Source organism: Carbonicoccus niuqiaonis, assembly GCF_050157065.1.
GTDB lineage: Bacteria > Actinomycetota > Actinomycetes > Propionibacteriales > Propionibacteriaceae > Avipropionibacterium.
Genome location: NZ_CP189573.1, coordinates 1,371,779 through 1,396,393 on the forward strand (window position 1 = coordinate 1,371,779; position 24,615 = coordinate 1,396,393).

Consider the following 24,615-nt stretch of genomic DNA (forward strand, 5'->3'; position numbering starts at 1 on the left):
GAGTGATCGCGAAACAGACGCCCCAGTCTACTCGGCCTCCCGGGTCGCCGCCCGCCCTACCCGACGGGCTGGTCGGCCAGCAGGTCGTGCGCCGCGTACGAGGCCAGGGCACCGCTCAACACGGTGTGCGGGAGGTCGGCCCCGCCACGCGAGTGCGGTCCGGCCAGGAACACTCCCGCTGCGGTGCTGCGGATCGGTGGTCGGCGCAGTGCGGTGCGGGCGCCGCGCCAGGCGACACCGGCTCCGGGGTCGGGCCGGGCCCGGGTCCAGTCGTGGGTGCTGGTGACGATCCGGCCGTCGGCCAACGGTCGGGTCCAGCTGATCACCGGGCCCCGGTCGGTGTGCCGGATGGTCTCGGTCGGTTCGGACTCGGCGTCGGGGGTCACGTCGGCCGCGGCTGCGGCGTCGGCTGTGGAGTTGACCTCGTGACTGGTCAGCGGGGCGAGTGCCGGCCGGGTCCGGCCGAGGGCTCGCCGTTCGACGGCGGCCGCCCGCCCCAGTAGTGGCAGGCCCTCCCACGGCTGGGTGGCGAGGATGACCGTACGGCCCAGGAACGTCCCGGCGGTGGTGGTGACCCGGTGGCGGTCACCGGGGTCGGCTGGGTCGGGGCCGAGGGCGTCGATCGAGGTGACCGTGGTGTCGAGCTCGACCCGGATCCGTCGCTGGCCGACCCGGTCGACCAGCCGGTCCAGCAGGGTGGAGGTCCGGTCGGGACGGCCTCCGGTGGTCATCATCCAGCGGCCGAACCGTCGCTCGGTCGACAGCGAGACCGCACACCAACCGGGGGTGCGTCGCGGGTCCGACCCCAGCTGCCAGGCGGTCAGGTTGATCATGGCCGCCAGATGCGGGTGGTCGATCGCCTTGGCCAGGTCGGCGACGGTACGGCCCGGCTGCAGGACCGCCTTCTTGGCGCGCAGTTGGTCGGCGTCGACGAGTTCGGCTTCACCACCGAGCGGTCGCAGCACCTGCCACACCTGGTCGAGGTGGTCGACCAGGTCACGCCAACGGTCGGCGATCGCGGTGCCGTACGCCTGCGACAGCACCGTGTACTGCAGTCCACGGTCGGCCGGCATCACCAGTTGGCCGCCGTCGGCGAACTCGTGGCGGGGGGCCGGCGCGGGCACCAGGGCCTGGTCGGCACGGGCCAGTTCGTCGTCGAAGGTGCGGCCGCTCTTGCGGAACAGGTCACGCCAGGGCGCCGGGAAGGTGATCATGCCCGGCCAGTCGTCGACCTCGACGTCCGAGCCGGGGCCGTCGGCGTCCTTGCCGGACGGGCCAGGGGTGAGCCGGTACGGGGCCAGGCGACCACCCAATCGGTCGGCGGCCTCCAGCAGCAGCACCCGGTGCCGGTTCTTGGCCAGCCGGACCGCCGCCGCGAGGCCCGCCAAGGAGCCGCCGACGACGATGGCGTCGAAGACCTGGTCGGGCTCAGCCATCGGTCTCGTCCCGACCCTCGGCCGATGTGCTGCCGGCTCGCCGGCGTCGCTGCCAGTCGCGGAAGCCGCGCCACCCCTTGCGGACCCGGCCCGCGCTCCTGACCAGGACCACCAGGCCGATCACGAGCACGACGGCGGTGATGATCGCCACCGGGATCGGGAACAGGACGACACCGACGGTGGCGCCGACGACCGAGACGTCACCGAACACCGAGGCGCCGATGTTGGTGGCCGGTTCGGGGGAGGTGTTGATCGCCAACCGCAGGCCGGCCTTGGTCAGGTGGCTGAGCAGGGCGGTGACACCGCCGACGGCGGCCAGCGTGATCGTCCACAGGTCGCCGTTCGCCCCGGCCAGCAGGGCACCGATCACGGCACCGATGACGGGCCGGATGATGGTGGAGACGGTGTCCCAGATCGAATCCAGGTAAGGAATCTTGTCGGCGACCACCTCGAGCACGGTGAGGACGGCCATCACGATCAGGACGTCGGTGCGCTGCAGTCCCTCCGGGATCTGGCTGAAGCCGGCGAACCGACCCAGCAGCCCGAGGATCAGCGTCGTGGCGTACGCGTTGATGCCACTGGCCCAACCACTGGTGAAAGCGAGCGGGAGCACCTCCATGGAGGGAGCCTAACCTGCGCCCAGTAGCCTGCCTGTGACTCGGGGACCGACTGGCTGGACGACTGACGAAGGAGTTGTCGTGAGCAATGGGATTTCGAGGCGGACGGTGTTGGCCGGCACGGGAGTGGTCGGGCTGGCAGCAGCGATGAACGGACTGTGGGCCGACTGGGCGGCCGCGGCGCCACCGCTGACCGATGCCGAGCTCGAGGCGATGCGGCAACGCTGGGTCGACCTGATCACCGGGCGCACCATGGTCGATCCCGGCTCCGAGGTGTTCGCCGCACCCTTGGCCGAGCTTGATCAGGAGGTGGAAGACTTCCTGGCCCAGCTCGACACCTCGCCCGATCGCGACCGGATCTTCCTTGATCGGCCCCTCGACACCTCCGGCGGCGTCGACGGCACCCACGGCCGGCTCACCAAGATCGCCACGGCATGGGCGACCCCCGGCTCGGCACACCATCAGGACGACGACCTGGTGGGCGTGGTGACCGCCGGGCTCCGGGACGCCAACCGGCTCGTCTACCACGAGGGCCAGCCCGAGTTCGGCAACTGGTGGTCCTGGGAGATCGGGGCGTCGCGCGCCCTGGCCGACGCGATGGCGATCATGTACGAACACATCGACGCGGCCGACCTGGCGGCCTACTGTGCCGCCATCGACCACTTCGTGCCCGACCCGTACCTGCAGTTCATGCCGCCGCGGGAGCGGGTCGTGTCGACCGGCGCCAACCGCGTCGACCTGTGCCAGGCGGTGATCATCCGCTCCATCGTCGGGGCCGACGTCCCTCGATTGCAGCACGCGGTGGCCGGACTGTCCGACACCTGGCAGTACGTCACGACCGGCGACGGCTTCTTCCGCGACGGCTCGTTCGTCCAGCACTCGACGATCGGCTACACCGGCACGTACGGCGTGGTGCTGCTCGGCGGGTTGTCGAAGCTGTTCGCGTTGGTGGCCGGCACCGGCCACGACATCAACGACCCCACCCGGGTGATCCTCGACGAGTCCGTCGAGGCCTCGTACGCGCCGGTGATCTGGCGGGGCCAGATGATGGATGCCGTACGTGGGCGGGCGATCTCGCGCGAGGGCTCACCGAGCCATGTCGACGGTGACGCGGCGATCGAGGCCATCCTGCGGCTGACCGGAGCGGTGGACGACGAGCTCGGCGACCGCTGGCGCGGGCTGTGCCGGCAGTGGATCGAGGCACCTCGTACCGAGGGGGTGCACGACATCCTCGACGGCGCTTCGGTGGTGCGGACCGCGATGGTGCACGACCTGTTGTCGTCCGACATCGAGCCGCGGCCCGATGCGGGTGGGCCACGCCTGTTCCCGGGGATGGACCGGCTGGTGCACCGCGGCGCCGACAACCGGTGGGCGCTGACGGTGGCGATGTGTTCCAACCGGATCTCGTGGTACGAGTGTGGCAACGGCGAGAACGACCTGGGCTACCAGACCAGTTCCGGGATGACGTACCTCTACCTGGACGACCAGGGGGAGCACTTCGACGACCAGTTCTGGCCCACCAGTGACCTCACCGCACCACCGGGGACCACCGTCGACACGGTGCCGTTGCCGCCGCGGGTGGAGGGGCAGTGGGGCTCGGGCCTGCCCGACAACGAGTGGACCGGTGGGGCCACGCTGGCCGAGTGGTCGCTGGCCGGGCAACACCTGATCGGACCCGGCTCGACCGGTCTGCACGCACGCAAGACCTGGCTCGCCGGCGAGGACGTGATCATCTGCCTCGGCTCCGACATCACCACCGCTCCCGACGTGGACCGGACCACGGTCGTCGCGGCGCACGACGCCCACGTCAACGACGGCAAGCACGCCGACACAAACTTCGGCACCGCCGCGACGCTGTTGATCAAGGGCATCGCCTCGGCCGGCTCCGACTACCACCGGCAGACCTTCCTCGCCTTCGACCCGGCGCCGACGGCCACCGACGACGCGACCATCACCCTCGACATCGCAGCCCGCGTGGCCGACTCGAACGGCACCGAGTCATGGCTCGACGTGTACCTGGCCGAGGACTTCGACGAAGCGACGGTCACCTGGCGGACGAAGCCGGCCATCGGTGAACGCCTGGGCCGGGTGGAGGTGTCCGGGCCGTTCGCACAACGGACGCTGGACCTCTCCGATTCATTGCGGGACAAGGTTTCGGCGGGGGAGCGGATCGTACTGGCCCTGGTGCAGGACCTGCCCGACGGGGTGAACGCCGGACTGTCGGTCGAGGTGCGCAGCCGCGAGACCAATGCCGCTCCGGTACTGACGGTGGCGGTGCCGCAGCCGACGGGTCGGACCAAGTCGGTGGTGGAGCACCGCAACCTCGGCACCGACGGTGGTCGCCTCCTGCTAGACGGTGACGAGGTGTCGGCGCCGGTCACGGTGACCGACCCGACGTGGGCCCACCTCGACGGGACCGCGGGGTACGTCTTCCTCGAGCCGGGGCAGATCAACGCTTCCGTCGCCACCCGGTCGGGCTCGTGGTCGCGCATCCACGGCAGCGGCAGCGAGACCGTGCACGAACGCAGCTACGCCACCATCGAGGTGCAGCACCCGGCCGGCGGTGAGGCCGGCTACGCCTACCTGGTGCTGCCGCAGGCCGACGAGGCGACGACCCGGGCCCGGGCCGACGAGCCGGGCGTCAAGGTGCTGGCGAACACCGCGACCGCCCAAGGCGTCGTCGTCGGTGACCTGACGGCGGCCAACTTCTGGCAACCGGGCACGGTCGGGCCGATCACCGCCGACAAGCCGGCCTGCGTGATGTTCCGCCGTGACCGGGAGAATGCGTGGGTGTCGGTGAGCGACCCGACCCAGCAGGCGGCCACGGTGACGGTGCAACTGCAAGGCGGCGTCTACGCCCGCGTCGACGGCGAGGGCGTCTCGATGTCGCGCTCCGGTCGGGCCACCGTGCTCGAGGTCGACGTCGCCGACCGTGGCGGTGTCCCGGTGGAGGTCCAACTCCTGCGGAGCTGACGTCCCTCGAGCTGTCGACAGGCATGCTTGTCCGGAGGAGGAATGATGACCGAGGCGATCAAGCTGACCGGTGCCCAGCAGACCATGCTCGGCACCCTGGGCCACCGGGTACGTGATGCCCGCTCGCCCCGGCCGGTGCTCGATGACACGGCGGCGGTCGAGATCGCCGAGCGGATCGGGCATCCGTTCACCGATGATGCGGGGCACGACCCTCGACAGGCCTTGGTGAGCGTGGCCCGCTGTCGACAGATCGATGACTGGGCACGACCTTTCCTTCATCAGCACCCGGACGCGGTCGTGCTGCACCTCGGGTCGGGGGTGGACACCCGCCGTGACCGGCTCCGACCCGGACCGGGGGTCAGCTGGTTCGAGGTGGACCATCCCGACGTGATCGCGTTGCGACGCAAGATCATCCCGGCGCCGCCGTCGGTCACGCTGATCGGTGCCGACGTGACCGACCTGACCTGGCTCGACCCGATCCCGACCGGACGGCCGACCCTCGTCGTCGCCGAGGGCTTGTCGATGTACCTGCCACCCAAGAAGGGACTGGCGTTGGTGGCCCGACTGGTCGAACGGTTCGACGGTGAGTTGATCATGGACGTGAACGGCTCGGCCGGCCGGCTGGGGCAGGTGACCAACCGCAACGTACGGCAGTCCCGGGCCCGGTGGCGCTGGTTCGTCAACGACCCGCGGACGCTGGAGCGGACCGGGGCCACGGTGCAACAGACCCGGGCCAACGTCGACCTGCTCCGGCAGTACGCGCCCGGCCGGCTGTCGCTGCAGCACCAACTCGGGCTGGGGGTGCTCGGCGCCGTGGGCTTCGGTCGGCGGGCGGGCCAGGTCGTCCGCCTCGCCATCTGAGCTAGCGGTTCCAGCTGGTGCTGGCGAGCCCTTGACGGGGTGCCCGGTCGTCGGTGTACAGTCATCACATCGAACATCTGTTCTATATGTCGGTGCTTGGGGAAGACCCGACGGCGGAACGGGTGGACGCAGCGTCTGCCATGTGTGCGCGACACGGCACCAGACGCCCGGGCCGGCCCCGGCGGCGGAGGACCTCGACCCCCTCCGCCGCCGGGGTCTCTCCCACCTCGGGTCGAGGAAACGAACGACGGACAACCAGCCCGGCACCACCCCGGGCGACTCGACCAGACGGGGAGTGGCGACCAGATCATGCGGCTGTGTGACGAACCCATCGACGTACGCGGCGGCGCCGACGGCGACCCGGCGCAGTTCCTGTGGCGCGACCGGCTGTGGCGGGTGCTGCGGGTGCAGGCCAGCTGGACCGAGACCGGGACCTGGTGGGACGGCCCCCACGCCCGAGCCATGCGTGGCGATGAGCAGGGGGCCGGTGTGGACGGCCACGACCTGCTGGCGGAGGAGACGATCTGGCGGGTCGAAGCGGCGCGTGGTCGCCAGAGTGACGTGGGGGTCTACGAGCTGGCCCAGGTGGTCGCCGGATCCCCGGCCGATCGTGGCAGCTGGCGACTCCGCAGGGTGCTCGACTGATGGCCGCCACCGATCCCGGCTCCCGGCCGACCCCACCGTGGGCCCGCCGGTCCGGTGTCCCGATGGGGGTCCGCGTCGACCTGCAACGGGCCCGCGCCGCGCTCGTGGCGGCCGAGCTCGCCACGACTCCGGCCGAGCGGTACGTCGCAGCCCACCTGACGGCCCTGCGGGTGGCCGCGGTCGTGCTGGCCGTACGGGCCACCGGCTCGACCGCTGCCCGCTCCGGCCCGACCGACGTCTGGCAGCTGCTGGAACGGGTCGCCCCCGAGTACGCCGAGTGGGCCACCTTCTTCGCCGTCACCGCACCCCGACGGGAACTGATCACCGCCCACCCGGAACTGAACGTGGTCACCACCCGGGAGGCTGACGACCTGCTCCGCGATGCAGGGGCATTCCTTGCCCTGGTGGAGAATCGCTACGGACGCAGCGGTTGAGGTGTGCACCGATCATCAGTGTCGCGGACTGTCCACCAAGGTTGCCAACTTGGAGGCAATCTTGGCGGAGGAGAGCGAGGCGGCGTCGAATGTCATCACGTCCTCGTCCGCCCCTGGTGTCTCCAGTCTGCGCTCGACGCGATCAATGACCTCGGCGGACAGTGCATGCCGTCCCGATCCGGTGAGCAACCTGCGCTCTTCGGTGACGCTGAGTGGGCAGTCCATCCATGCTGTTCGCACAGGCACGCCACAGGACGCGCCGAACGCGACCCACAGGGCCCGGTCTCGTTTCGTCGGATTGACCCAGGAAAGGGCGACGCGACCTCGCCCTTCGGTGAAACACCGACGGATGCGTGCCTGAGCGATGCGAACCGTCTCGGGCCACTCTGTCATCGGGACGCCATGCTCTATCGCGAAACCACGTTCCTGATTGATGGTGTCAAGCTCGATGACGGTGAAACCGGATCGCTCCAGGTGTGTGGCGACACTGGACTTCCCGCTGTAGGGACGACCTGCGAGTACCAACAGCACACTCGTGTCGGGTCCTTCTTGGCCATGTTGAGTCGAGGCGAGTTCGTTCACCCGATCTCCTCTTCCGTGCTCGGGGACTGAAGCGACGCAGTGCACCACGTCTCGGGAACCATTGCCTGCTCACCATCGAGCTGTCGGTGCCGAAAACGAACCAGGGACAACGAGCTGATCATGAACTCCACTGGCTCGATGCGACGGTTCGCCCGTACCCAGTCGACCAGGCCTTCCGGGTCGGCGACCCGGTCGGCGAAGTGCAACAGCGATGCATACCAGATGTTGCGCTTCATCCAGCCGTCCTCCAACCAAGCCTCCGACCCGAGCTCGCGCCGCAGTCGCGCCATCAGCTCCCATGCGGCGTGGTCGACCGGTTCCAGTTGAGCCAGGACGCCGGATCGGGTCAGGGTGAGTCCCGTGAAGAGCAGCCGAATCGGCTCGGTGTCGGCGGCCGCCCGCTCCATCGCCGTGCGCCAGACTGCTGCCACCGGATCGGTCGCAGCGGCGGTCTCGCGGTAACGCTCCAGCGCCCGCACTGTCAGGTGTGCCGTGTCGGGTCCACCCGTGTGGAAGTGTCCTCTCCCGGCGCGTTCCACCGTGGCCTGTGTCCACGAGCCAAACTGCTCTCGTACGGCTTCGGGTGGAAACGCGACGACCGACACCGGCCATCGGCCGCCGTCGACCGGAGGCTCATCGCGGGAGTGGCTGCCGTCGAGCACCTTCGGAGCTCCGGCGTCGAAGAGGTCGTCGAAGACCGGGTTGTCCACCTTGTCCACCCGGCCAATCTAGCCTGCTGACAGTCTGAGGTGGCCTGACTCACGAGGCTGACTTCGGCTTGACGGAACGGCTGGCGAGAGGTTCTACTAGGGAACACCTGTTCTATATTGAGGGACTCTCTGGGGAGGAAGCCGTGCCGTCAGATCCGTACGTGCACCTGCGGGTCGCCTCGGGCTACTCGCTGCAGTACGGCGCCTCCCACCCGGCTGATCTGGTCGCCCGGGCGGCCGAGCACGAGATGGACATCCTCGCCCTCACCGATCGGGACGGGCTCTACGGTGCGGTGCGGTTCGCCAAGGCGTGCACCAAGGCCGGGATCGCACCGGTGCTGGGGGTCGACCTGGCGCACGTCCCGATGGGTCCCCTCGACGGGCTCGAGGGGCGTAATGGGCTCGAGGGTCGTCGGGGTCGGACGCCGGTCAGGGGTGGGGCGACCCGGGATCCGCGGCTGCCGCGGGTCGTCGTACTGGCCAGGCCCGGTGGCGGCTGGGGTCGGCTGTGTCGACTCGTCTCGGCTGCTCACCTCGACGGGGAGCGCAGCAATCCGGTCACCGATCCGATCGGAGTCGCCGAGCATGCCGCCGACGGTCGGCTGGTGATCATGCTCGGTCAGGACTCCGAGTTCGCGGCCGCGGTGGCCGCTGACCGGCCCGAGCTGGCCCATCGGCTGCTGGACCGGTGGCGGGCCGTCGTCCCGGCCGGCCAGCTGGTCGTCGGGGTCTGCCACCACCGGGTCGGCGGGGACGGTCCCGGATCGGCTCGGTTGGCCGGCCGGATGACCCGGATCGCCGACGGGGCAGGGATCCCGGTCGTCCTCACCAACGACGTCCGGATGGTCGACCGGCACCAGGCCCCGACGGTCGACGTGCTCGACAGTGCCCGACGACTGGTCGCCCTCGACCGGCGCCACATCGACCGGCGCAACGCCGAGGGCTACCTGACCAGCGGCAAGGAGATGCTCGAGGCCGCCCGTGAGGTGTCCCGGTTCGCCGGCCGTCCCGATGACGGCGAGAAGTTGATCACCGTCACCCGGTCGGTCGCCATCCGTTGTCAGCTCGACCCACGAGCCGACCTCGGGATCGGCGAGATCCACCTGCCCGAGTTGTCGGTGCTCAACACGGCCGGGGTGCCGATCCGCGGCGAGGACGCCGCCCAGCGGGTGCTGGCGATGCGGTGCGAGGCCGGACTGGCGATGCGGTACGGCCATCCCGACGACGCCACCCGGCAACGGCTGGAGGAGGAGCTGGCGGTGATCGGCCAGCTCGGGTTCGCCTCCTACTTCCTCACCGTCGCCGACGTCGTCGACCTGGTCCGTGACCTCGGGATCCGTTGTGCAGCACGAGGATCCGGCGCCGGCAGCCTGGTCAACCACCTGCTGCGGATCTCCGGCATCGACCCGATGCGGCACGGCCTGGTGATGGAACGCTTCCTGTCCCCGTTGCGGATCGCGCTGCCCGACATCGACCTCGACGTGGAGTCGGCCCGCCGACTCGAGGTGTACGACAAGATCCTCGAGACCTTCGGCGGTGAGCGGGTCGCCTGCGTCGCGATGCTCGAGACCTACCGGGTCCGCCACGCCGTCCGCGACGTCGGTGCCGCACTGAGCCTGCCACCGGGGGAGATCGACGCGATCGCCAAGGCGTTCCCGCACATCCGCGCCCGCGACGCCCGCTCAGCACTGCGTGACCTGCCGGAGCTGCGCAACGCCGGCCTCGCCGAACGCCGACTCGACCTGTTGTTCGAGCTGGTGGAGAGCCTGGACGGGCTGCCACGCCACGTCGCCCTGCACCCGTGCGGGATCCTGCTCAGCGACACCACCCTGCTCGACCGGACCCCGGTCGAGGCGAGCCACGACGGCTACCCGATGAGCCAGTTCGACAAGGACGACGTGGAGGACCTCGGCCTGCTCAAGCTCGACGTGCTGGGCATCCGGATGCAGTCGTCGATGGCCCACGCCCTCGACGAGATCGAACGGACCGAACGGACCCGGATCGACCTCGACGCCGTCCCGATGGACGACCCCGACACCTACACCATGATCGGCAACGCCGCCACGCTCGGCTGCTTCCAGATCGAGTCCCCCGGCCAACGGGAACTGGTCGGCAAGTTCGGTCCGGCCGACTTCACCGACATCGTGATCGACATCTCGCTGTTCCGGCCCGGCCCGGTGAAGAGTGACATGGTCACCCCCTTCCTCGAAGCCAGGCAGGGATTCCGGTCGGTCAACCACCTCCACCCCGACCTGGTCGAGCACCTGGCCGACACCGGTGGGGTGGTGGTCTTCCACGAACAGGTGATCAAGATCATCGCGACCATGACCGGCTGCACCCTGGCCGAGGCGGACGAGGCCCGCCGCAGCCTGGGGGACCGCGAGTCCCAGCTCGAGGTACGGACCTGGTTCAGCGCGACCACCCGCGAACGTGGCTACCCCGAGTCGGTGATCGGCAAGGTGTGGGAGGTGCTGGAAGCCTTTGCCTCCTTCGGTTTCTGCAAGGCCCACGCCGCCGCGTTCGCGCTGCCCACCTACCAGTCGGCGTGGTTGAAGGCGCACCATCCCGCCCACTTCCTGGCCGGGGTGCTGACCCACGACCCCGGCATGTACCCGAAGCGGTTGATCATCGAGGAGGCCCGCCGGATGGGTGTGGTCGTCCTCGGCCTCGACGTCAACGCCTCCGCGGGCGGCTACACCGTCGAACGGGTCGACACCGACGCCGGTGACGACGAGTTCCCCGAGGCCCCATGGCCGACGGAGCAGCCCACGACGACCGACCAGGAACCGGCCGACGACGAACCCCGATCACCCCGCCCCAAACGGTTGGCCCCCGGGGACGGGCTGCCCGACGGCCGCGGCTGGGGGATCCGACTGTCGCTGACCGATGTGAAGGGGATCTCCGGCACCGAGGTCGCCCGGATCATCGCCGGGCGACCGTACGACTCGCTGCCCGACTTCTGGTCGCGGGCCCAGGTGTCGGTGCCGATCTGCGAGCGGCTGGTGCTCGCCGGCGCCTTCGACCGGTTGTACGGCATCGGCCGGGCCCCGGTGCTCGCCTCCCGGCATCGGGTGACCCGGCGTGACCTGTTGCTGTTGGTGGCCGACCTCGACGCCGATGCCCGTGCCGACGCCCGGGCCCGGTCCCGCAGCCGCGGACTGCGACGCAACCGTCGCCAGCAGCGCGACGAGATCGAGCAGCGGGCCACCGAGGCGGCCGACCGGCCGGCACAGGTGTGGCGGGCCGACGAGCGGCACACCGCCGCGTCGGGTCGTGATCCGCGTGACCTCGCCCGGCGCCAGTCCCGGGCCACCGCCCCCGCCGTACCGCAGGAAGTCCAACTCTCCTTCGACTTCCACGACCCCGACGACGTCCCCGACGACGTGATCGAGGCCGAGCCCGAACCGTCCGAACCCGATCACTCCCACCTCGAACCGACCCGGTTGCCCCACCGGATGCGGGTGTCCGGGCTGCCCGAGATGACCGACGCCGAACGGGTCCGCGCCGAACTGTCCATCCTCGGGCTGGACGCCAGCCGGCACGTCGTCGACTTCTACAAGCCGATGCTGGCCGACCTCGGCGTCACCTTCTCGGTCGACCTGTTGCAGGCGCGGAGCCGGTCGGAGGTGTTGATCGCCGGGGTGAAGGTGGCGACCCAGACCCCACCGATCCGCAGCGGCCGCCGGGTCGTCTTCCTCACCGTCGACGACACCACCGGACCGGCCGACGCCACCTTCTTCGAGGACGTCCAGGGTCCGTACGCGGCAACGGTCTTCTCCGCCTGGCTGCTGGTGGTGCGCGGCGAACTGCGCCGGACCGGCCCGCGCGGGGTGTCGGTCCGCGCCACCGGCGCCTGGGACCTGCAGGACCTCCACACCCGCTGGCGCGAGGAGGTCGAGCTCACCGGCGACCGACAGGCCGCGACCGCTGCCGTACGGGCAGTGCTCGCGGCCCCGCCACCGGGTGCTGCCGAGGCGGCCGGCACGAAGCCGGCCGGTCGTCGCACCCTGGTCCACGCCAGCGGGTTCCGGCAGTCGCCGTACTCCGACATCAAGCCCGCCGGTGACCCGGCCGGGACGCCGCCGATGAAGCTGTGGCACACCAGTCAGGGGAGTTCGGGACGATGAGGCACACCGACGTGGGTAGGCTCCGAAGTGCCGTATCGCCACAGCAGTGGCACGAGATGTACTCGGTCGAGGAGAGTCGCATGGGTCAGCCCGCCAGCACCGGATCCCGTACCACCGGGTCCACACCCCGACCGGTCGGTCACCGCAAGGGCGCGTTGTCGCAGTCACTGTTGGCCGACATCCTCGCCGACGAGTTGGCGGCCTGGCAGCAGGAGACCGGTACCGACCCGGTCGACATCGCCGACCTGGGCGGCGGCACCGGCGGCATCGCGACCCGGCTCGCCGGGCAAGGCCACTCGGTCGTCGTGGTCGACCCGAGCCCGGATGCGCTGGCCTCGCTGCAGCGACGCGCCGCCGACGCCGGCGTGGCCGATCGGATCACCGCCCGGCTGGGGGATGCCGCCGACGTCGTCGACGTGGTGGGCAGTGAGGCGGTCGACGTGATGGTCTGCCACCGCGTGCTCGAGATGGTCGACCAGCCCGTCGACGCGCTGCGGGCGATGGCGACCTGCCTGCGACCCGGCGGGATGCTCAGCCTGCTGGTCCCCGGGCGCCGCTCCGCCGTCCTGGCGCACGCCCTGAACGGACAGTTCCAGGCAGCCCGCGACGCCCTCACCGACGAACGACGGTTCGATCCCGAGCGGGTCAGCCGGCTGCTCACCCAGGCCGGCTTCGAGGTCACCGCCCAGCACGGCATCGGGGCGCTCGCCGACGTGATCCCCGAAACGGTCACCGAGTCCACCGCCGCCCGCGAGCAGCTGTACGCCCTCGACCGCGAGATCAGCACCGACGCAGCCTTCCGTGCGTTGGCCCCCCAACTGCACGTCACCGCACGGTTCCGCCGGTGACCGGGGTGTCGCCATGTCGTTGAAGGGGGCATGGCGGTGAGGCGGGTCCCGTGGCGGTGATCATGCACGTCGACATGGACGCGTTCTTCGCGATGGTGGAACTGCGCGACCGGCCCGACCTGCGCGGCAAGCCGATGATCGTCGGCGGCCACACCCGCGGCGTGGTGCTCTCGGCCACGTACGAGGCCCGCGCCCACGGCGTCCGGTCGGGGATGCCGATGACCCGCGCCCGCCGGCTGTCACCGACCGCGGTCGTGCTGCCACCGCGGCACGACGGCTACGCCGCGGTCTCGAAGTCGGTGTTCGCGATCCTCGACACCTACAGCCACGTCGTCGAGCCCGCCTCGGTCGACGAGGCGTTCCTCGACATCACCGGCTCGCTGAAACGGCTCGGCCGTCCGTCCGACATCGGCGAGATGATCCGGGCGCAGGTCTTCGACGAACAGCAGGTGACCTGCTCGGTCGGCATCGGCCCCACCAAGTTCATCGCCAAGCTGGCCTCGCAGGCGTGCAAGCCCGACGGGCTGATGGAGGTGCCACCCGACAAGGCGCTGGCCTTCCTCCACCCGCTCCCCGTCGAACGGATGTGGGGCGTGGGGGAGGCCACCGCCGAGAAGCTGAACCGGTTCGGGCTGCGGACCGTCGCCGACCTGGCCTACACCCCGCTCGACACGCTGACCCGCGCCTTTGGGCAACACCAGGGCCGACTGCTGAACGACCTGGCCTGGGGCCGCGACCCCCGCCCGGTGGTGCCGCACGAACCGGAACGCAGCATCGGGTCGTCGGAGACCTTCGGCCGCGACACCGACGATCCGGCCGAGATCCGTCGCGAACTGCTGCGGATGGCCGAGAAGACCGCCGCCCGGCTGCGGAAGGCGGAGTTCATGGCCCGGACCGTCGTGCTGACCGTCCGGTTCGCCGACTTCACCACGATCACCCGGTCGGGGACGATGTCCTCGCCGACCGACATCGGCGCGGAGATCCACCAGCAGGCGGTCGCGCTGTACGAGAAGCTGGGGCTCCAGCGGGCCCGGATCCGGTTGGTGGGCGTACGGGTGGAGGGTCTCGTCCCGCTCGCCGAGGCCCACCGGCAGCCCCAGCTGGACGAGCCGGAGCACGGGTGGCGGGAGGCCGAACAGGCCATCGACGCCGCGGTCGCGAAGTTCGGACCGCAGGCCGTGCAACGCGCCACCTTGGCCCGCCGTCGGCCCGGGTATGACGATCCGCCGCCCTGAGGTTCCGTTGTGCGCCCGCTACGCATACACTTGGGACACGAATCATCACCGGCGTAACGCGTCGGGTGACCAGCCGTGGGAGGTGACCGTGGCCCTGTCAGAGTCCGAACAGCGGCTGCTGGCCCAGATGGAGGCCGCGCTGGCTGCTGAGGACCCCAAACTGGTCAAGACGTTCAGTGGTCCGAGTGCGCGACAGCTCCATCCGCGTCGTGCGGCGTTGGCAGGTCTCGGCTTCGTCGCCGGGCTGGGCCTGTTGATCGGCGGCATGCTCAGCTGGCCCGGCCTCAGTGTGCTCGGCTTCGTGGTGATGGTCGCCTCCGCCGTGATCGGCATCTACTCCTGGCAACCGCGGCCGACCGAGTCCATCGCGACCACCAAGGGCGCCCCGACCAAGCCGCGTCCTGCTCCTGCCACCAAGCCCGAGGCGGCCGGTGACCGCCCCGAGTTCGGCCAGGGCTTCATGGATCGGATGGAGGAGCGGTGGCGTCGCCGCCGCGACGAGGACATCTGAGCCACCACCCACCTACTGCACGCGACACGTACTGCACAGGACACGTACTGCACACGACGCCCCGGTTCCAGATGGAGCCGGGGCGTTCGTCGTACGGCCGACACCACCCGGGTGCCCACCGGCGCGGTCACGGACCGCGCACGTCGGTCACAGGCCGCGTCGGCCGATCTGACCACCGGGCCGCCGCCACAACGATCGCGGCAGCAGGGTGTTGCGGATCCGCTGGCCGACACTGGTCGGCCGGGCCATGGCGTCGACGACCTGCCGGGCGATGCCCTGGGCCGCGCTGCCCTCCTCGGCGGAGAGCTGACCGCGGGAGTAGCGCGACCGCTCCACCATCAGGGCGAGCGAACCCAACGACTCGGTCTCCTCGGCCCCCAGCCCCTTGCCGACCTGGCTGCCGATGGCGCGCGGTGACCCACTGGGCCAACTGCCTCGATGGTCCAGCACGGTGTCGCGGATCTCGTGCCAGGCGTCCTCCACCTGTGCGGCCGGGGGCCCCGCACCCGAGAGTCGGTGTCGGCGCCGCCGGGCCCGGACCACCGCGGGGGTCGCGGCCAGCGCCAACAGCAGCAGCACGACCCCGATGACGGCGATGGCGACCACCCAGTCCTGCGACTCGGTGCCCTCCTCGATCGGCGCCTCGGTGGGGGCCTCCTCGGTCGGCACCTCGACGCTCTCCGAGGGCAGGTTCGTGGCGGTGGTCTCCTCGGTCGTCGAGCTCGCACTGGGGGCGGTCGACTCACCGACGCCGCCCTGGCGGGCCACCGTCCACGCCGGCGGGGTCGCGTTGTTGCCCGGGGTCGGCTCCCAGCGCACCCACCCGATGTCGTCGAAGTACAGCTCCGGCCACGAGTGCATGTCGTGGGTCGACACCTCCCAGGTGTCGCCGTTCCGCTCCCCGGGGAGGAAGCCGATCGCCACCCGTGACGGGATGCCCACGGCGCGGGCCATGATCGCCATCGCCGCCGCGAACTGCTCGCAATACCCCCGCTTGTCCTGGAACAGGAACCGTGTCAGTGCCTCGTAGCCCGTCCCCGGTGCCGGTTCGGTCGAGTACTCGAACTCACCACTGCGCAGGTACGACTGGATGGCCGCGGCCTGCAGGGCCGGGGTCTGCCGGCCCTCGGTCACCTCGAAGGCGAGCTGGACCACCTCGTCGGGCAGGTCCTGCGGGATCGTGCCGGTGATGTCGTTGTCCTGCGGGACCCCGGTCCGGGCGAGCGTCAACTCCTCACCGTCGGGCACGATGTCGGCACTCTGCACCGTGTAGCTGAGGCCCCGGGTCGCGCTCATCCGGTCCTCCCCGGTGGCGATGTAGACCAACGACAGCGGGTCGTACCCCCACTCGCCGGGCACCTGCAGCTGACGCGGGGCGTACGGCAACGGCAGGTACTCACTGCCGAACGCGCCGATCTGGACCGATGTCGTACGGCGGGGCCCCTGCTCCCGCGCCACCCCGGGGATCGCGCCGGGCTGGCCCTGCAGCACACTGATCGGTGCGTTCTGCCACCCGTTCCCGTCGAAGTGTGGCAGTGACGCCATCCGCAGGTAGACGCCCTCGGAGTCGTCGCCGCTGGTCTGGTAGCTCAGGATCGTGACGTCGTCGGGCCGGGTCAGGTTGCGCCGCAGATCGAGCGTCGGGTCACCCAGCTGCAGTGGCCCGCCCTCACCCTGGCCGGTGCCGCCACCCAGCACCCCCAGCGAACCGGTCGGGATCACCAGCCACCCGATCATCGCCAGCACCAGGGCCGGGATGGCCACCAGCGCGGCCGATCCCCACAGCACCGGGGCCACCGAGCGGTCCGGGTGTCGCTCGTCGGGCAGCACCCCGCGGCGCCACCGGTCGGCGCGGTTGACGTTCTCGGCCAACAGGATCCCCAGGTAGCCGACCCCGATCGCGAGGGCGCCGAAGAAGACCAGGTCGGCCTGCAGGCTGAGCGCCGGGATCAGGAACAGCGCCAACGGCGGGGCGAACCCCCACACGTACCGCTGCAGGGTGCACACCAACAGATCGGTCATGATCAACAGCGCACCGACGACGGCCACCGTCAACCACAGCACGCCCGGATGCGACTCCATCGGCGCCGACTGCGTCTGCAGGTGCTCGGTGGCGCTCACCGCCAACCGGGCGATGCCGACGAAGACGTCGTCGTCGCCGTCGGCGGCCCCGGGGCGGGGGACCAGCCGGGAGAACACGAGCAGGAAGCCGGCGGCCGTGACCAGTTGGGCCGAGGTCGCCCCGAGGTCACCCCACCGCGTCCGCCGCAGCACCGCACCGACACCGCACACCAGCACGATCAGCAGGAACGACCAACCGAGGTAACTGCGGTCTTGGGTGATCGGCAGCAGCGTGAACGTCGCCAACATCATGGCGACGCCGGTCGCGATCGCCAGCCGGTCGGTGGTCCTCATCCGCGCACCGCCTGCAACAGCCCGATCCGGTCCCAGACCTCGGGTACGGACTGGGCGGCGTCCACGCGGACCACGCGCCACTGCTCGGAGATGAACACAGCCTCGACCTGGTCCAGTTCGCTGGCGTCGGGCCCGACGCCGTTCTGCCCCTGCTGGTCCTGCTGCCCGTTCTGCCCGTTCTGCCCGTTCTGTTCGGCCCGGCGGGCCCCGGCGAAGCTATCGACCTCGAGCAGCAACGCCACCCCCTGGGCCCGGTTGCGCCGGGTCCGCGCGACGGCGTACGCCTCGGCGGGGGTGAGCTTGCCGAGGATCGCGATCACCACCTGCCCCATCGCCTCGGTCTGCATCTCCGCGATGCCGTGGGCGAGGCTGGCCTGCGGTCGGGTGGTCAGCTCGGCCAGACCACGCAACATGACGTGGCGTACGGTGTCCCGTTGCGCCGACAGGTGGGCCAGGTCGAGCCGCCCCTGCCCGTGGTAGATCTCGATCGTGAAGCCGTCGGAGATGAAGTGGGCGCCGATCGAGGCCGCCGCCGACACCGCCCACTCGAACGATCCGTGACGCGTGTCACCGGCGTGGGCACTGCTGCGGTTGTCCAGCAGGATCGTCATGCTGGGGTCCCAGGCCTGCTCCTCGCGGCGCACCATCATCTCGCCCCGCTTGGCGGTGGACCGCCAGTGGATGCGGCGGACGTCGTCGCCCTGGTGGTACTCCCGGACCAACACGTCGTCCTGCCCGACGACACCGATCCGGTGCGGTCGGTCGTCACCGGTCTGACCGCCACCACCGGCCGAGGGCAGCGCGTCCAGCACGTGCACCTTCGGGGTGACCAACAGCTCGGAGGTGGCCTGGAAGGCTCGGTCGAGGTGGGCCAGGCCGAACGCGTCACTGAGCCGTACGCGCAGTGGTCCGGTGTGGAACTGCCCGCGGAACTGCCCGGTCAGCGGGTAGCGGATCGTCCGCTCCCAGTGCTGGCTCGCCTCGTCGACCAGGAAGCGGGGGCGCGGGCCGAGCTCGACCGGGACCTGGTCCTCCAGCAGCACCACGCCGACCGGGATCCGGCCCTTGTGCAGCAGTGTGAGCTCGCCGGTCATCCGGGAACCCAGCTCCACCTCGTTCGGGCTGACCCGACGGTCGCAGGTGAGCCGCAGCCGGGAGCGGCTCAGCACCACCACGGTGACCAACGGCACGAAGAACAGGATGAGGCCGAACGCGAGGATGTCTCGCTCGCCGATCAGCGCACACACGACCGTGATGAGCAGTCCGACGACGAGCAACGTACGGCCTCGGAGCGTGAGGGCCCGGAAGGTGTGGCGCATGATCACCCGTGATCGGGGATGCGCACGCCGCGCACACACTGACCGATGATCTCGGCCGGTGATCGGCGCCCGGCGAGGGCCTCCGAGGACGGCAGCACCCGGTGGGCGAGCACCGAGATCGACAGGGCCGCCACGTCGTCGGGGTTGACGTAGTCGCGGCCCGACATCGCCGCCAGGGCGCGGGAGGCGCGCAACAGGTGCAGGGTGGCGCGCGGCGAGGCGCCGAGGCGCAGGTCGCGGTGGTCACGGGTGGCGTTGACGATGTCGACGATGTACTGCCGGATCGCCGGGGCCGCGTACACCTCGCGGATCACCTCGACCAGCCGGGCCACGGTGGCGGCGTCGGTGACCGGCTGCAGCTGGGTCAACGGGCTGGTGCTGCCGTGGTGGTCCAACATCTCCAGCTCTGCGGAGGGTGTCGGGTACCCCATCTCGATCCGGGCCATGAACCGGTCGCGCTGGGCCTCGGGGAGGGGATAGGTGCCCTCCATCTCGATCGGGTTCTGGGTCGCCACCACGATGAATGGTGCGTCGAGCACGTAGGTGGTGCCGTCGACCGAGACCTGGCGTTCCTCCATCGACTCCAACAGGGCCGACTGGGTCTTCGGTGACGCGCGGTTGATCTCGTCGCCGACGACCACGTTGGCGAAGATGCCACCCGGCTTGAACTCGAACTCGCGGGTGTCGGCGTTGAACACCGACACGCCCGTGATGTCGGACGGCAGCAGGTCGGGAGTGAACTGGATCCGGCGGACCGAGCAGTCGATGGCCCGGCCGAGCGCCTTGGCCAACATCGTCTTGCCGACACCGGGGACGTCCTCGACGAGCAGGTGGCCCTCGGCCAGCAGGACCACCAGGGCGAGGTCGACCGCGCTGCGCTTGCCCTCGATCACCGACTCGATGGCGTGACGGACCTTGCCGACGACGGTGGTGACCTCGGACAGATCAGGCGCGACGGCGTTGTGCAAACTCACGGTCCCCTCCGCAATGGGTGTCTCGGGCGGTGCCCCCGGGCACCCAGTCGTTGTTCATCGTACGCAACGGACAACCCGCTCCGACAGGCATCGCTGCGAACGCTTCCCGGATCCAGGATTCCGACGCCAGGTGCGGTCCGCCCGTGAAGAAGGGCGCCACAGCGACACCGGCGACGTATGCGTCCACGTGTGTCGCTGTGGCGCCCACATTTACGGCGGTTCGGGCCGATCTGGGGTGTTCGGCGACTCGAGTGGGGCCATACTTGCCCAAAGTGGGGGATTGTGGAGTACAGTGGAGCGCAGTGGAGCGGATGGGCTCGACTCGGGAGTGAGGAGGTGGGCCTCAGATGTTCTTGGGAACCCACACCCCCAAGCTCGACGAGAAGGGCCGCATCTTCCTACCGGCGAAGTTTCGAGACGAGCTGGCCGGCGGACTGGTCATCACCCGGGCGCAGGACCGATGCCTGGCGATCTATCCGCGCGACACGTTCGTCGAGATGACCAAGTCGATGGTTGCTGCACCGACCAGCGTCAAGCAGGTCCGCGACTTCCAGCGCATGCTGGCGGCCTCGGCCTCGGACGAGACACCTGACAAGCAGGGACGCATCACGATCCCGACCCCGTTGCGCACGTACGCGGGGCTGGACACCGAGTGCGTCGTGGTCGGAGCCATCAACCGCGTCGAGGTCTGGAGCGTCGCCGCGTGGGAGGAGTACTCGGCTGCCCAGGAGGACGTCTTCGCCGAGATGAACGAAGAGGTCTTCCCAGGGTTCTGACATCCGTGTGACGCGGCTTCGGCCCGGGGCCTGACCCCTTGGCACAACTTCCCCTGTGCCAAGTGGTACTTCCCGCAGGGTCCGGGTCGGAACCCCGTCACACGGGTCCGGATCAGACGACAGCTACCCGGAGGCAGGGTCGAGATGGTGGAGCAGGGATCGGCCGCACAGGCCCGGCACGTGCCGGTGATGTGTGACCGCATCGTCGACCTGCTCGCCCCCGCGCTGACCCGCCAGACCGCCCCCGGAGCCCCGGCACCGGTCCTGCTCGACTGCACCCTCGGCCTCGCCGGCCATGCCTTGGCCCTGCTGGAGGCGTGCCCCCGGGCCCGGCTGATCGGCATCGACCGCGACGCCGAGGCACTCGACCGGGCGCGGGAGCGGTTGGCGCCCGAGGCCGATCGGGTCACCTTGGTGCAGGCCGTCTACGACGAGATCGCCGACGTACTCGCCGATCACGAGGTGGCCGGCGTCGACGCCGTGCTGATGGACCTCGGCCTCTCCTCGCTGCAGATCGACCTCGCCGGCCGCGGCTTCGCGTACGCCGTCGACGCCCCGCTCGACATGCGGATGGACCGCCGCCAGGAACTGACCGCCGCCACGGTGCTCAACACGTACTCCCACGCCCAGCTCGCCCGCATCCTCCGGGTGTACGGGGAGGAGAAGTTCGCCGACCGCATCGCCCGCCGGATCGTCGCCGAGCGCGACACCGAACCGTTCACCACCTCGTCCCGGCTGGTCGAGCTGGTCGGCGACGCCATCCCGGCCGCCGTCCGACACCGCAAGCCCGCCGGCAGGGCCCGGCCCGGGCAGGGCCGTGGGGGACACCCGGCCAAGCGCACCTTCCAGGCCCTGCGGATCGAGGTCAACGCCGAACTCGAGGTGCTCGACCGCGCCCTTCCGGCGGCCGTCGACGCACTGCTGCTCGGTGGCCGGATCGCCGTCCTGGCCTACCACTCCTTGGAGGATCGCGCGGTCAAGCGGGTCCTCGCCGACCGCAGTACCGACCACGCCCCACGTCACCTGCCGGTGGTGCCGCCGGAGATGGCGCCGGAGCTGACCCTGTTGACCCGCGGTGCCGAGCTCCCCGACGCGACCGAGGTGGCCGACAACCCGCGGGCGACCTCGGCCCGGCTCCGGGCCGCAGAACGCATCAAGGAGGCGGCATGAGTGCCCTGTCCGACTTCGGACTTCGCCGGTCCACCCCGGGCGAGGCCACCTCGCCCGGGAAGGGCCGCACCCTGCAGCCGGTGCCGAGCCCGGTCCGGCCGCTGCGCCAGTTGCCGTTCCTGCTGGTGCTGGCCGTCGTCCTCGGGGCCGGCATGGTGGGGCTGTTGGTGCTCAACACCCAGCTGCAGACCCAGTCGTTCCAGTTGTCCGATCGTCGGCAGGACGCGACGGCGCTGTCCTACACCGAGGCCGCGTTGGAGGCCCGGCTCGCCAAGGTGTCGTCGCCGCGCTCGCTCGCGGCCAAGGCCACCGAACTGGGGATGCGCCCCAATCCGGTGCAGCCGTTCCTGGTGCTGCCCGAGGGGAAGGTCGTCGGTGAGGTCGAGGCCAACGATGGGGACGCATTCGGGTCGGCGCTGGTGAAGTCCCGCGAACAGCTGGCCGCTGAACGGCAGGCGGCCGAGGAACGTGCCGCTGCGGAGAAGAAGGCGGCGGAGGAGAGGGCAGCAGCCGAGAAGAAGGCCGCGGAGGAGAAGAAGGCGGCCGAGGAGAAGGCAGCAGCCGAGAGGAAGGCCGCGGAGGAGAAGGCAGCAGCCGAGAAGAAGGCTGCGGAGGAGAAGAAGGCGGCCGAGGAGAAGAAGGCCGCCGAAGAACAGCAGCAGGGACAGGGGTGATGGCATGACGGCGAAGGACGACGGGTCGAGGCGGGGAGCGGGTGGCTCCCGGACATCCGGTGGGCGATCGAGTTCTTCGTGGCCGACCCGCTCAGCCACGTCCGCCGGCGGTGCTCGTCGCCCCGCGTCGAAGTCGTCTGCCAAGTCGGCCTCGGCCAGGTCGGCGTCCTCAGGAACACAGAAGCAAGGTCCACCAAAGGGAGCCGCGTCGCGCAGTGCGTCCTCTCGTGGTGCATCGCCGCGGAGTGCATCGTCGCGGAGTGCATCGTCGCGGAGTGCATCGTCGCGTGGTGCATCGTCGCGGGCACGGAAGTCGTCCACCGCGACCTCGGCCCGGTCCGGTGCGTCCCGTTCCACCGCGACGGCGAACCGCCGACCGGCACCCGGTCGTACGAGCTCGGGTCGTACGGCACCGGGTCGTACGGGCTCGACCGGCGACACCATGCGTCGGACCCGCGCCGCGGCGTCCCCACGCAACCGCTCCACCGCGACCCGGGCCGGTGCCCGGCCGGTCCGCCGCAAGGTCCACCGGGCACCCATCCGGTGGCCGCTGGGTCGCCAGTCACTGCGGATCAACGCCGTGCTGGTGGTCTGCGCGATCATGGTGTCGGTGATGGCCGGACGGCTGCTGCAGCTGCAGGCCTTCGACACCTCCGGTGACGCGGCTGCGGCAGCGGCCAAGTTGCAGAACTCGATGCCCCTGCTGCCGGCCCGGGGCGAGATCACCGATGCCAACGGGGTGCCGCTGGCCACCACCGAGATGGCGTTCGCGATCACCGCCGACCCCACCCTGACCAATCCGACCAAGGACGGTCGGCCGACCAAGGACAACAAGGTCACCCAGATCGCCGAGGTGTTGCAACGCCACCTGGGCGGCTCGCTCGACGACTACCTGCCGGCACTGACCAAGCCCGACACCAGGTTCGCCTACGTCGCCAAGAAGGTGCCCGCCGCGACGTACGCCGCGATCGTCGCCGAGCTGAACGAGATCGGAGCGGTCGGGATCTTCCGCGAGAACGACCCGATCCGCAGTTACCCCAACGGAACCGTGGCCTCCAACATCGTCGGGTTCACCGGGTACGAGGGCGAAGGGCTCGCCGGTTTGGAGTACTCCCTCAACCAGCAACTCACCGGCACTCCCGGCGAAGAGGTCTACGAGCGGGCCCCCAACGGCAACCGCATCCCGCTCGGCACCAACGTGGTGACACCGGCCGTCGACGGCACGAACTACCAGCTCACGATCGACGCCGACCTGCAGTTCCTCGCCGAACAACGGCTGGCCGCACAGGTCAAGCAGGTGCAGGCGAAGTCCGGGATGGTCATCGTGATGGACGTCCGGACCGGTCAGTTGCTCGCCATGGCCAACTACCCCACGTACGACCCGAACGCGCCCGGCCAGGGCAAGCCGGCCAACATGGGCAACCGGGCCGTGCAGATGGCGTACGAGCCCGGCTCGGTGCAGAAGATCCTGTCGGTCGCGGCCGTGATGGAGGAGGGACTGGCCGAGCCCGACACCAAGGTGGTCGTCCCCGAGTCCGCCCGGGCCGGCGGCATCACCGTCCGCGACGTGTGGGCGCACGGCACGATCCACCTGACCACCCGCGGGGTGCTGGCGAAGTCGTCCAACATCGGCACCATCATGTTGACCCGCCAGCTGACCGAGGAGCAGCTCCACGACCGGTTGCGCAGCTTCGGACTGGGCGAGCGTACCGGCATCGAGCTGCCCGGCGAGGCGACCGGTGCGCTGCCCCCGCGCGACATGCCCGGCTGGCAGCGTGACCAGATCTCGTTCGGCCAGGGCCTCTCGGTGACCGCCGTCCAGGAGGCGGCGGCCGTCGCCGGCATCCTCAACGGGGGTGTCTACAACCCGCCCACCATCATCAAGGGCGCCACCGACAACGAGGGGAACCCGGTCGAGGTGCCGCGTCGCGAGTCGCGGCGGGTGGTGTCGCCGGAGACCTCGGAGCAGATGGCCGGCATGTTGGAGTCGATCCTCTACAACGAGAACCAGGTCAAGTACCTGGGGCTGGAGAACTACCGCACCGGCGGCAAGACCGGCACCGCGGAGCGGTACGACGCCGAGTGCGGCTGCTACCGCGGCCGGACCACCTCCTACCTCGGGTTCGCGCCGGCCGAGGACCCGCGGATCGTCACCTACGTGGTGCTCGACGACGTGGTGAAGGGCAACTCCGGCACCACCACCGCCGGCCCCGTCTTCCAGGACGTGACGAACGCGGCCCTCCCCAAGCTCGGCGTGCTGCCGTCGACCACCAAGCGTCCGACGAAGGACTTGGAGTGGTGAGGGGAC

19 protein-coding genes are annotated in these 24,615 nt (G+C 70.4%); 12 read left to right on the forward strand and 7 right to left on the reverse strand.

All coding sequences use genetic code 11. The features are described from left to right. Nucleotides 1–56: 56 nt before the first annotated feature. Both ACQBAU_RS06325 and ACQBAU_RS06330 read right to left on the reverse strand, forming a co-directional pair. Complete coding sequence (locus ACQBAU_RS06325; RefSeq protein WP_434549432.1) at nucleotides 57–1,436, reverse strand: phytoene desaturase family protein; 1,380 nt, start codon at nucleotides 1,434–1,436, stop codon at nucleotides 57–59. Continuing rightward, on the reverse strand, nucleotides 1,429–2,055 hold the full coding sequence (locus ACQBAU_RS06330) for a DUF4126 domain-containing protein (RefSeq protein WP_434549433.1): 627 nt from the start codon (nucleotides 2,053–2,055) through the stop codon (nucleotides 1,429–1,431). The genes ACQBAU_RS06325 and ACQBAU_RS06330 overlap by 8 nt, the downstream gene beginning before the upstream one ends. A 79-nt stretch (nucleotides 2,056–2,134) precedes the next feature. Between ACQBAU_RS06330 and ACQBAU_RS06335 the strand changes: the two genes are divergently transcribed. From ACQBAU_RS06335 to ACQBAU_RS06350, 4 genes are all read left to right on the forward strand, one after another. After that, a complete protein-coding gene (locus ACQBAU_RS06335; RefSeq protein WP_465254780.1) occupies nucleotides 2,135–5,026 on the forward strand; it encodes a polysaccharide lyase family 8 super-sandwich domain-containing protein in 2,892 nt (963 codons plus the stop codon). A gap of 42 nt (nucleotides 5,027–5,068) precedes the next feature. Continuing rightward, nucleotides 5,069–5,887, forward strand: a complete 819-nt coding sequence (locus tag ACQBAU_RS06340; protein ID WP_465259468.1) for a class I SAM-dependent methyltransferase — start codon at nucleotides 5,069–5,071, stop codon at nucleotides 5,885–5,887. A gap of 309 nt (nucleotides 5,888–6,196) precedes the next feature. Further along, nucleotides 6,197–6,532 (forward strand): DUF6504 family protein, encoded by a 336-nt coding sequence (locus ACQBAU_RS06345; protein ID WP_465254778.1) that lies wholly within the window; start codon nucleotides 6,197–6,199, stop codon nucleotides 6,530–6,532. Then, the gene (locus tag ACQBAU_RS06350) at nucleotides 6,532–6,966 is read left to right on the forward strand and encodes an SAV_6107 family HEPN domain-containing protein (protein ID WP_434549437.1); all 435 of its coding nucleotides are present in this window, start codon (nucleotides 6,532–6,534) and stop codon (nucleotides 6,964–6,966) included. The genes ACQBAU_RS06345 and ACQBAU_RS06350 overlap by 1 nt, the downstream gene beginning before the upstream one ends. A 15-nt stretch (nucleotides 6,967–6,981) precedes the next feature. Here the strand turns inward: ACQBAU_RS06350 and ACQBAU_RS06355 are convergent, their stop codons facing one another. Further along, on the reverse strand, nucleotides 6,982–7,548 hold the full coding sequence (locus ACQBAU_RS06355) for a P-loop nucleotide/nucleoside kinase family protein (RefSeq protein WP_465254777.1): 567 nt from the start codon (nucleotides 7,546–7,548) through the stop codon (nucleotides 6,982–6,984). After that, complete coding sequence (locus ACQBAU_RS06360) at nucleotides 7,545–8,267, reverse strand: hypothetical protein (RefSeq protein ID WP_465254776.1); 723 nt, start codon at nucleotides 8,265–8,267, stop codon at nucleotides 7,545–7,547. Before ACQBAU_RS06360 ends, ACQBAU_RS06355 begins: the two co-directional genes overlap by 4 nt. A 134-nt stretch (nucleotides 8,268–8,401) precedes the next feature. Here ACQBAU_RS06360 and ACQBAU_RS06365 point away from each other — a divergent pair, with 134 nt between their 5' ends. From ACQBAU_RS06365 to ACQBAU_RS06380, 4 genes are all read left to right on the forward strand, one after another. Next, nucleotides 8,402–12,385, forward strand: a complete 3,984-nt coding sequence (locus ACQBAU_RS06365) for a DNA polymerase III subunit alpha (RefSeq protein ID WP_465254775.1) — start codon at nucleotides 8,402–8,404, stop codon at nucleotides 12,383–12,385. An 80-nt stretch (nucleotides 12,386–12,465) separates the two neighbouring features. After that, nucleotides 12,466–13,233, forward strand: coding sequence for a methyltransferase domain-containing protein (locus ACQBAU_RS06370; protein ID WP_434549440.1), 768 nt, complete (start codon nucleotides 12,466–12,468; stop codon nucleotides 13,231–13,233). A 50-nt stretch (nucleotides 13,234–13,283) separates the two neighbouring features. Next, on the forward strand, nucleotides 13,284–14,468 hold the full coding sequence (gene dinB, locus ACQBAU_RS06375) for a DNA polymerase IV (protein WP_434549441.1): 1,185 nt from the start codon (nucleotides 13,284–13,286) through the stop codon (nucleotides 14,466–14,468). Nucleotides 14,469–14,556: 88 nt separating this feature from the next. Then, complete coding sequence (locus ACQBAU_RS06380; RefSeq protein ID WP_434549442.1) at nucleotides 14,557–14,979, forward strand: DUF3040 domain-containing protein; 423 nt, start codon at nucleotides 14,557–14,559, stop codon at nucleotides 14,977–14,979. Between the two features lie 147 nt (nucleotides 14,980–15,126). Here ACQBAU_RS06380 and ACQBAU_RS06385 read toward each other — a convergent pair whose 3' ends face one another. The 3 genes from ACQBAU_RS06385 to ACQBAU_RS06395 are packed head-to-tail and all read right to left on the reverse strand — an operon-like array spanning nucleotide 15,127 to nucleotide 19,681. After that, the gene (locus tag ACQBAU_RS06385) at nucleotides 15,127–17,394 is read right to left on the reverse strand and encodes a transglutaminase TgpA family protein (protein WP_465254774.1); all 2,268 of its coding nucleotides are present in this window, start codon (nucleotides 17,392–17,394) and stop codon (nucleotides 15,127–15,129) included. Further along, a complete protein-coding gene (locus ACQBAU_RS06390; RefSeq protein ID WP_465254773.1) occupies nucleotides 17,391–18,713 on the reverse strand; it encodes a DUF58 domain-containing protein in 1,323 nt (440 codons plus the stop codon). Before ACQBAU_RS06390 ends, ACQBAU_RS06385 begins: the two co-directional genes overlap by 4 nt. Before the next feature lie 2 nt (nucleotides 18,714–18,715). Further along, on the reverse strand, nucleotides 18,716–19,681 hold the full coding sequence (locus tag ACQBAU_RS06395) for an AAA family ATPase (protein WP_434549538.1): 966 nt from the start codon (nucleotides 19,679–19,681) through the stop codon (nucleotides 18,716–18,718). A 353-nt stretch (nucleotides 19,682–20,034) separates the two neighbouring features. Here ACQBAU_RS06395 and mraZ point away from each other — a divergent pair, with 353 nt between their 5' ends. From mraZ to ACQBAU_RS06415, 4 genes are all read left to right on the forward strand, one after another. Continuing rightward, a complete protein-coding gene (gene mraZ / locus ACQBAU_RS06400; protein ID WP_434549445.1) occupies nucleotides 20,035–20,463 on the forward strand; it encodes a division/cell wall cluster transcriptional repressor MraZ in 429 nt (142 codons plus the stop codon). A 144-nt stretch (nucleotides 20,464–20,607) separates the two neighbouring features. Continuing rightward, nucleotides 20,608–21,633 carry a 16S rRNA (cytosine(1402)-N(4))-methyltransferase RsmH gene (gene rsmH / locus ACQBAU_RS06405; protein ID WP_434549446.1) on the forward strand — a complete coding sequence of 342 codons (1,026 nt, stop codon included), beginning with the start codon at nucleotides 20,608–20,610 and terminating at the stop codon, nucleotides 21,631–21,633. Continuing rightward, the gene (gene ftsL / locus ACQBAU_RS06410) at nucleotides 21,630–22,307 is read left to right on the forward strand and encodes a cell division protein FtsL (protein ID WP_465254772.1); all 678 of its coding nucleotides are present in this window, start codon (nucleotides 21,630–21,632) and stop codon (nucleotides 22,305–22,307) included. Before rsmH ends, ftsL begins: the two co-directional genes overlap by 4 nt. Before the next feature lie 442 nt (nucleotides 22,308–22,749). After that, entirely contained in the window at nucleotides 22,750–24,609 is a 1,860-nt protein-coding gene (locus tag ACQBAU_RS06415; RefSeq protein ID WP_465254771.1) for a peptidoglycan D,D-transpeptidase FtsI family protein, read from the forward strand. Nucleotides 24,610–24,615: the final 6 nt, after the last annotated feature.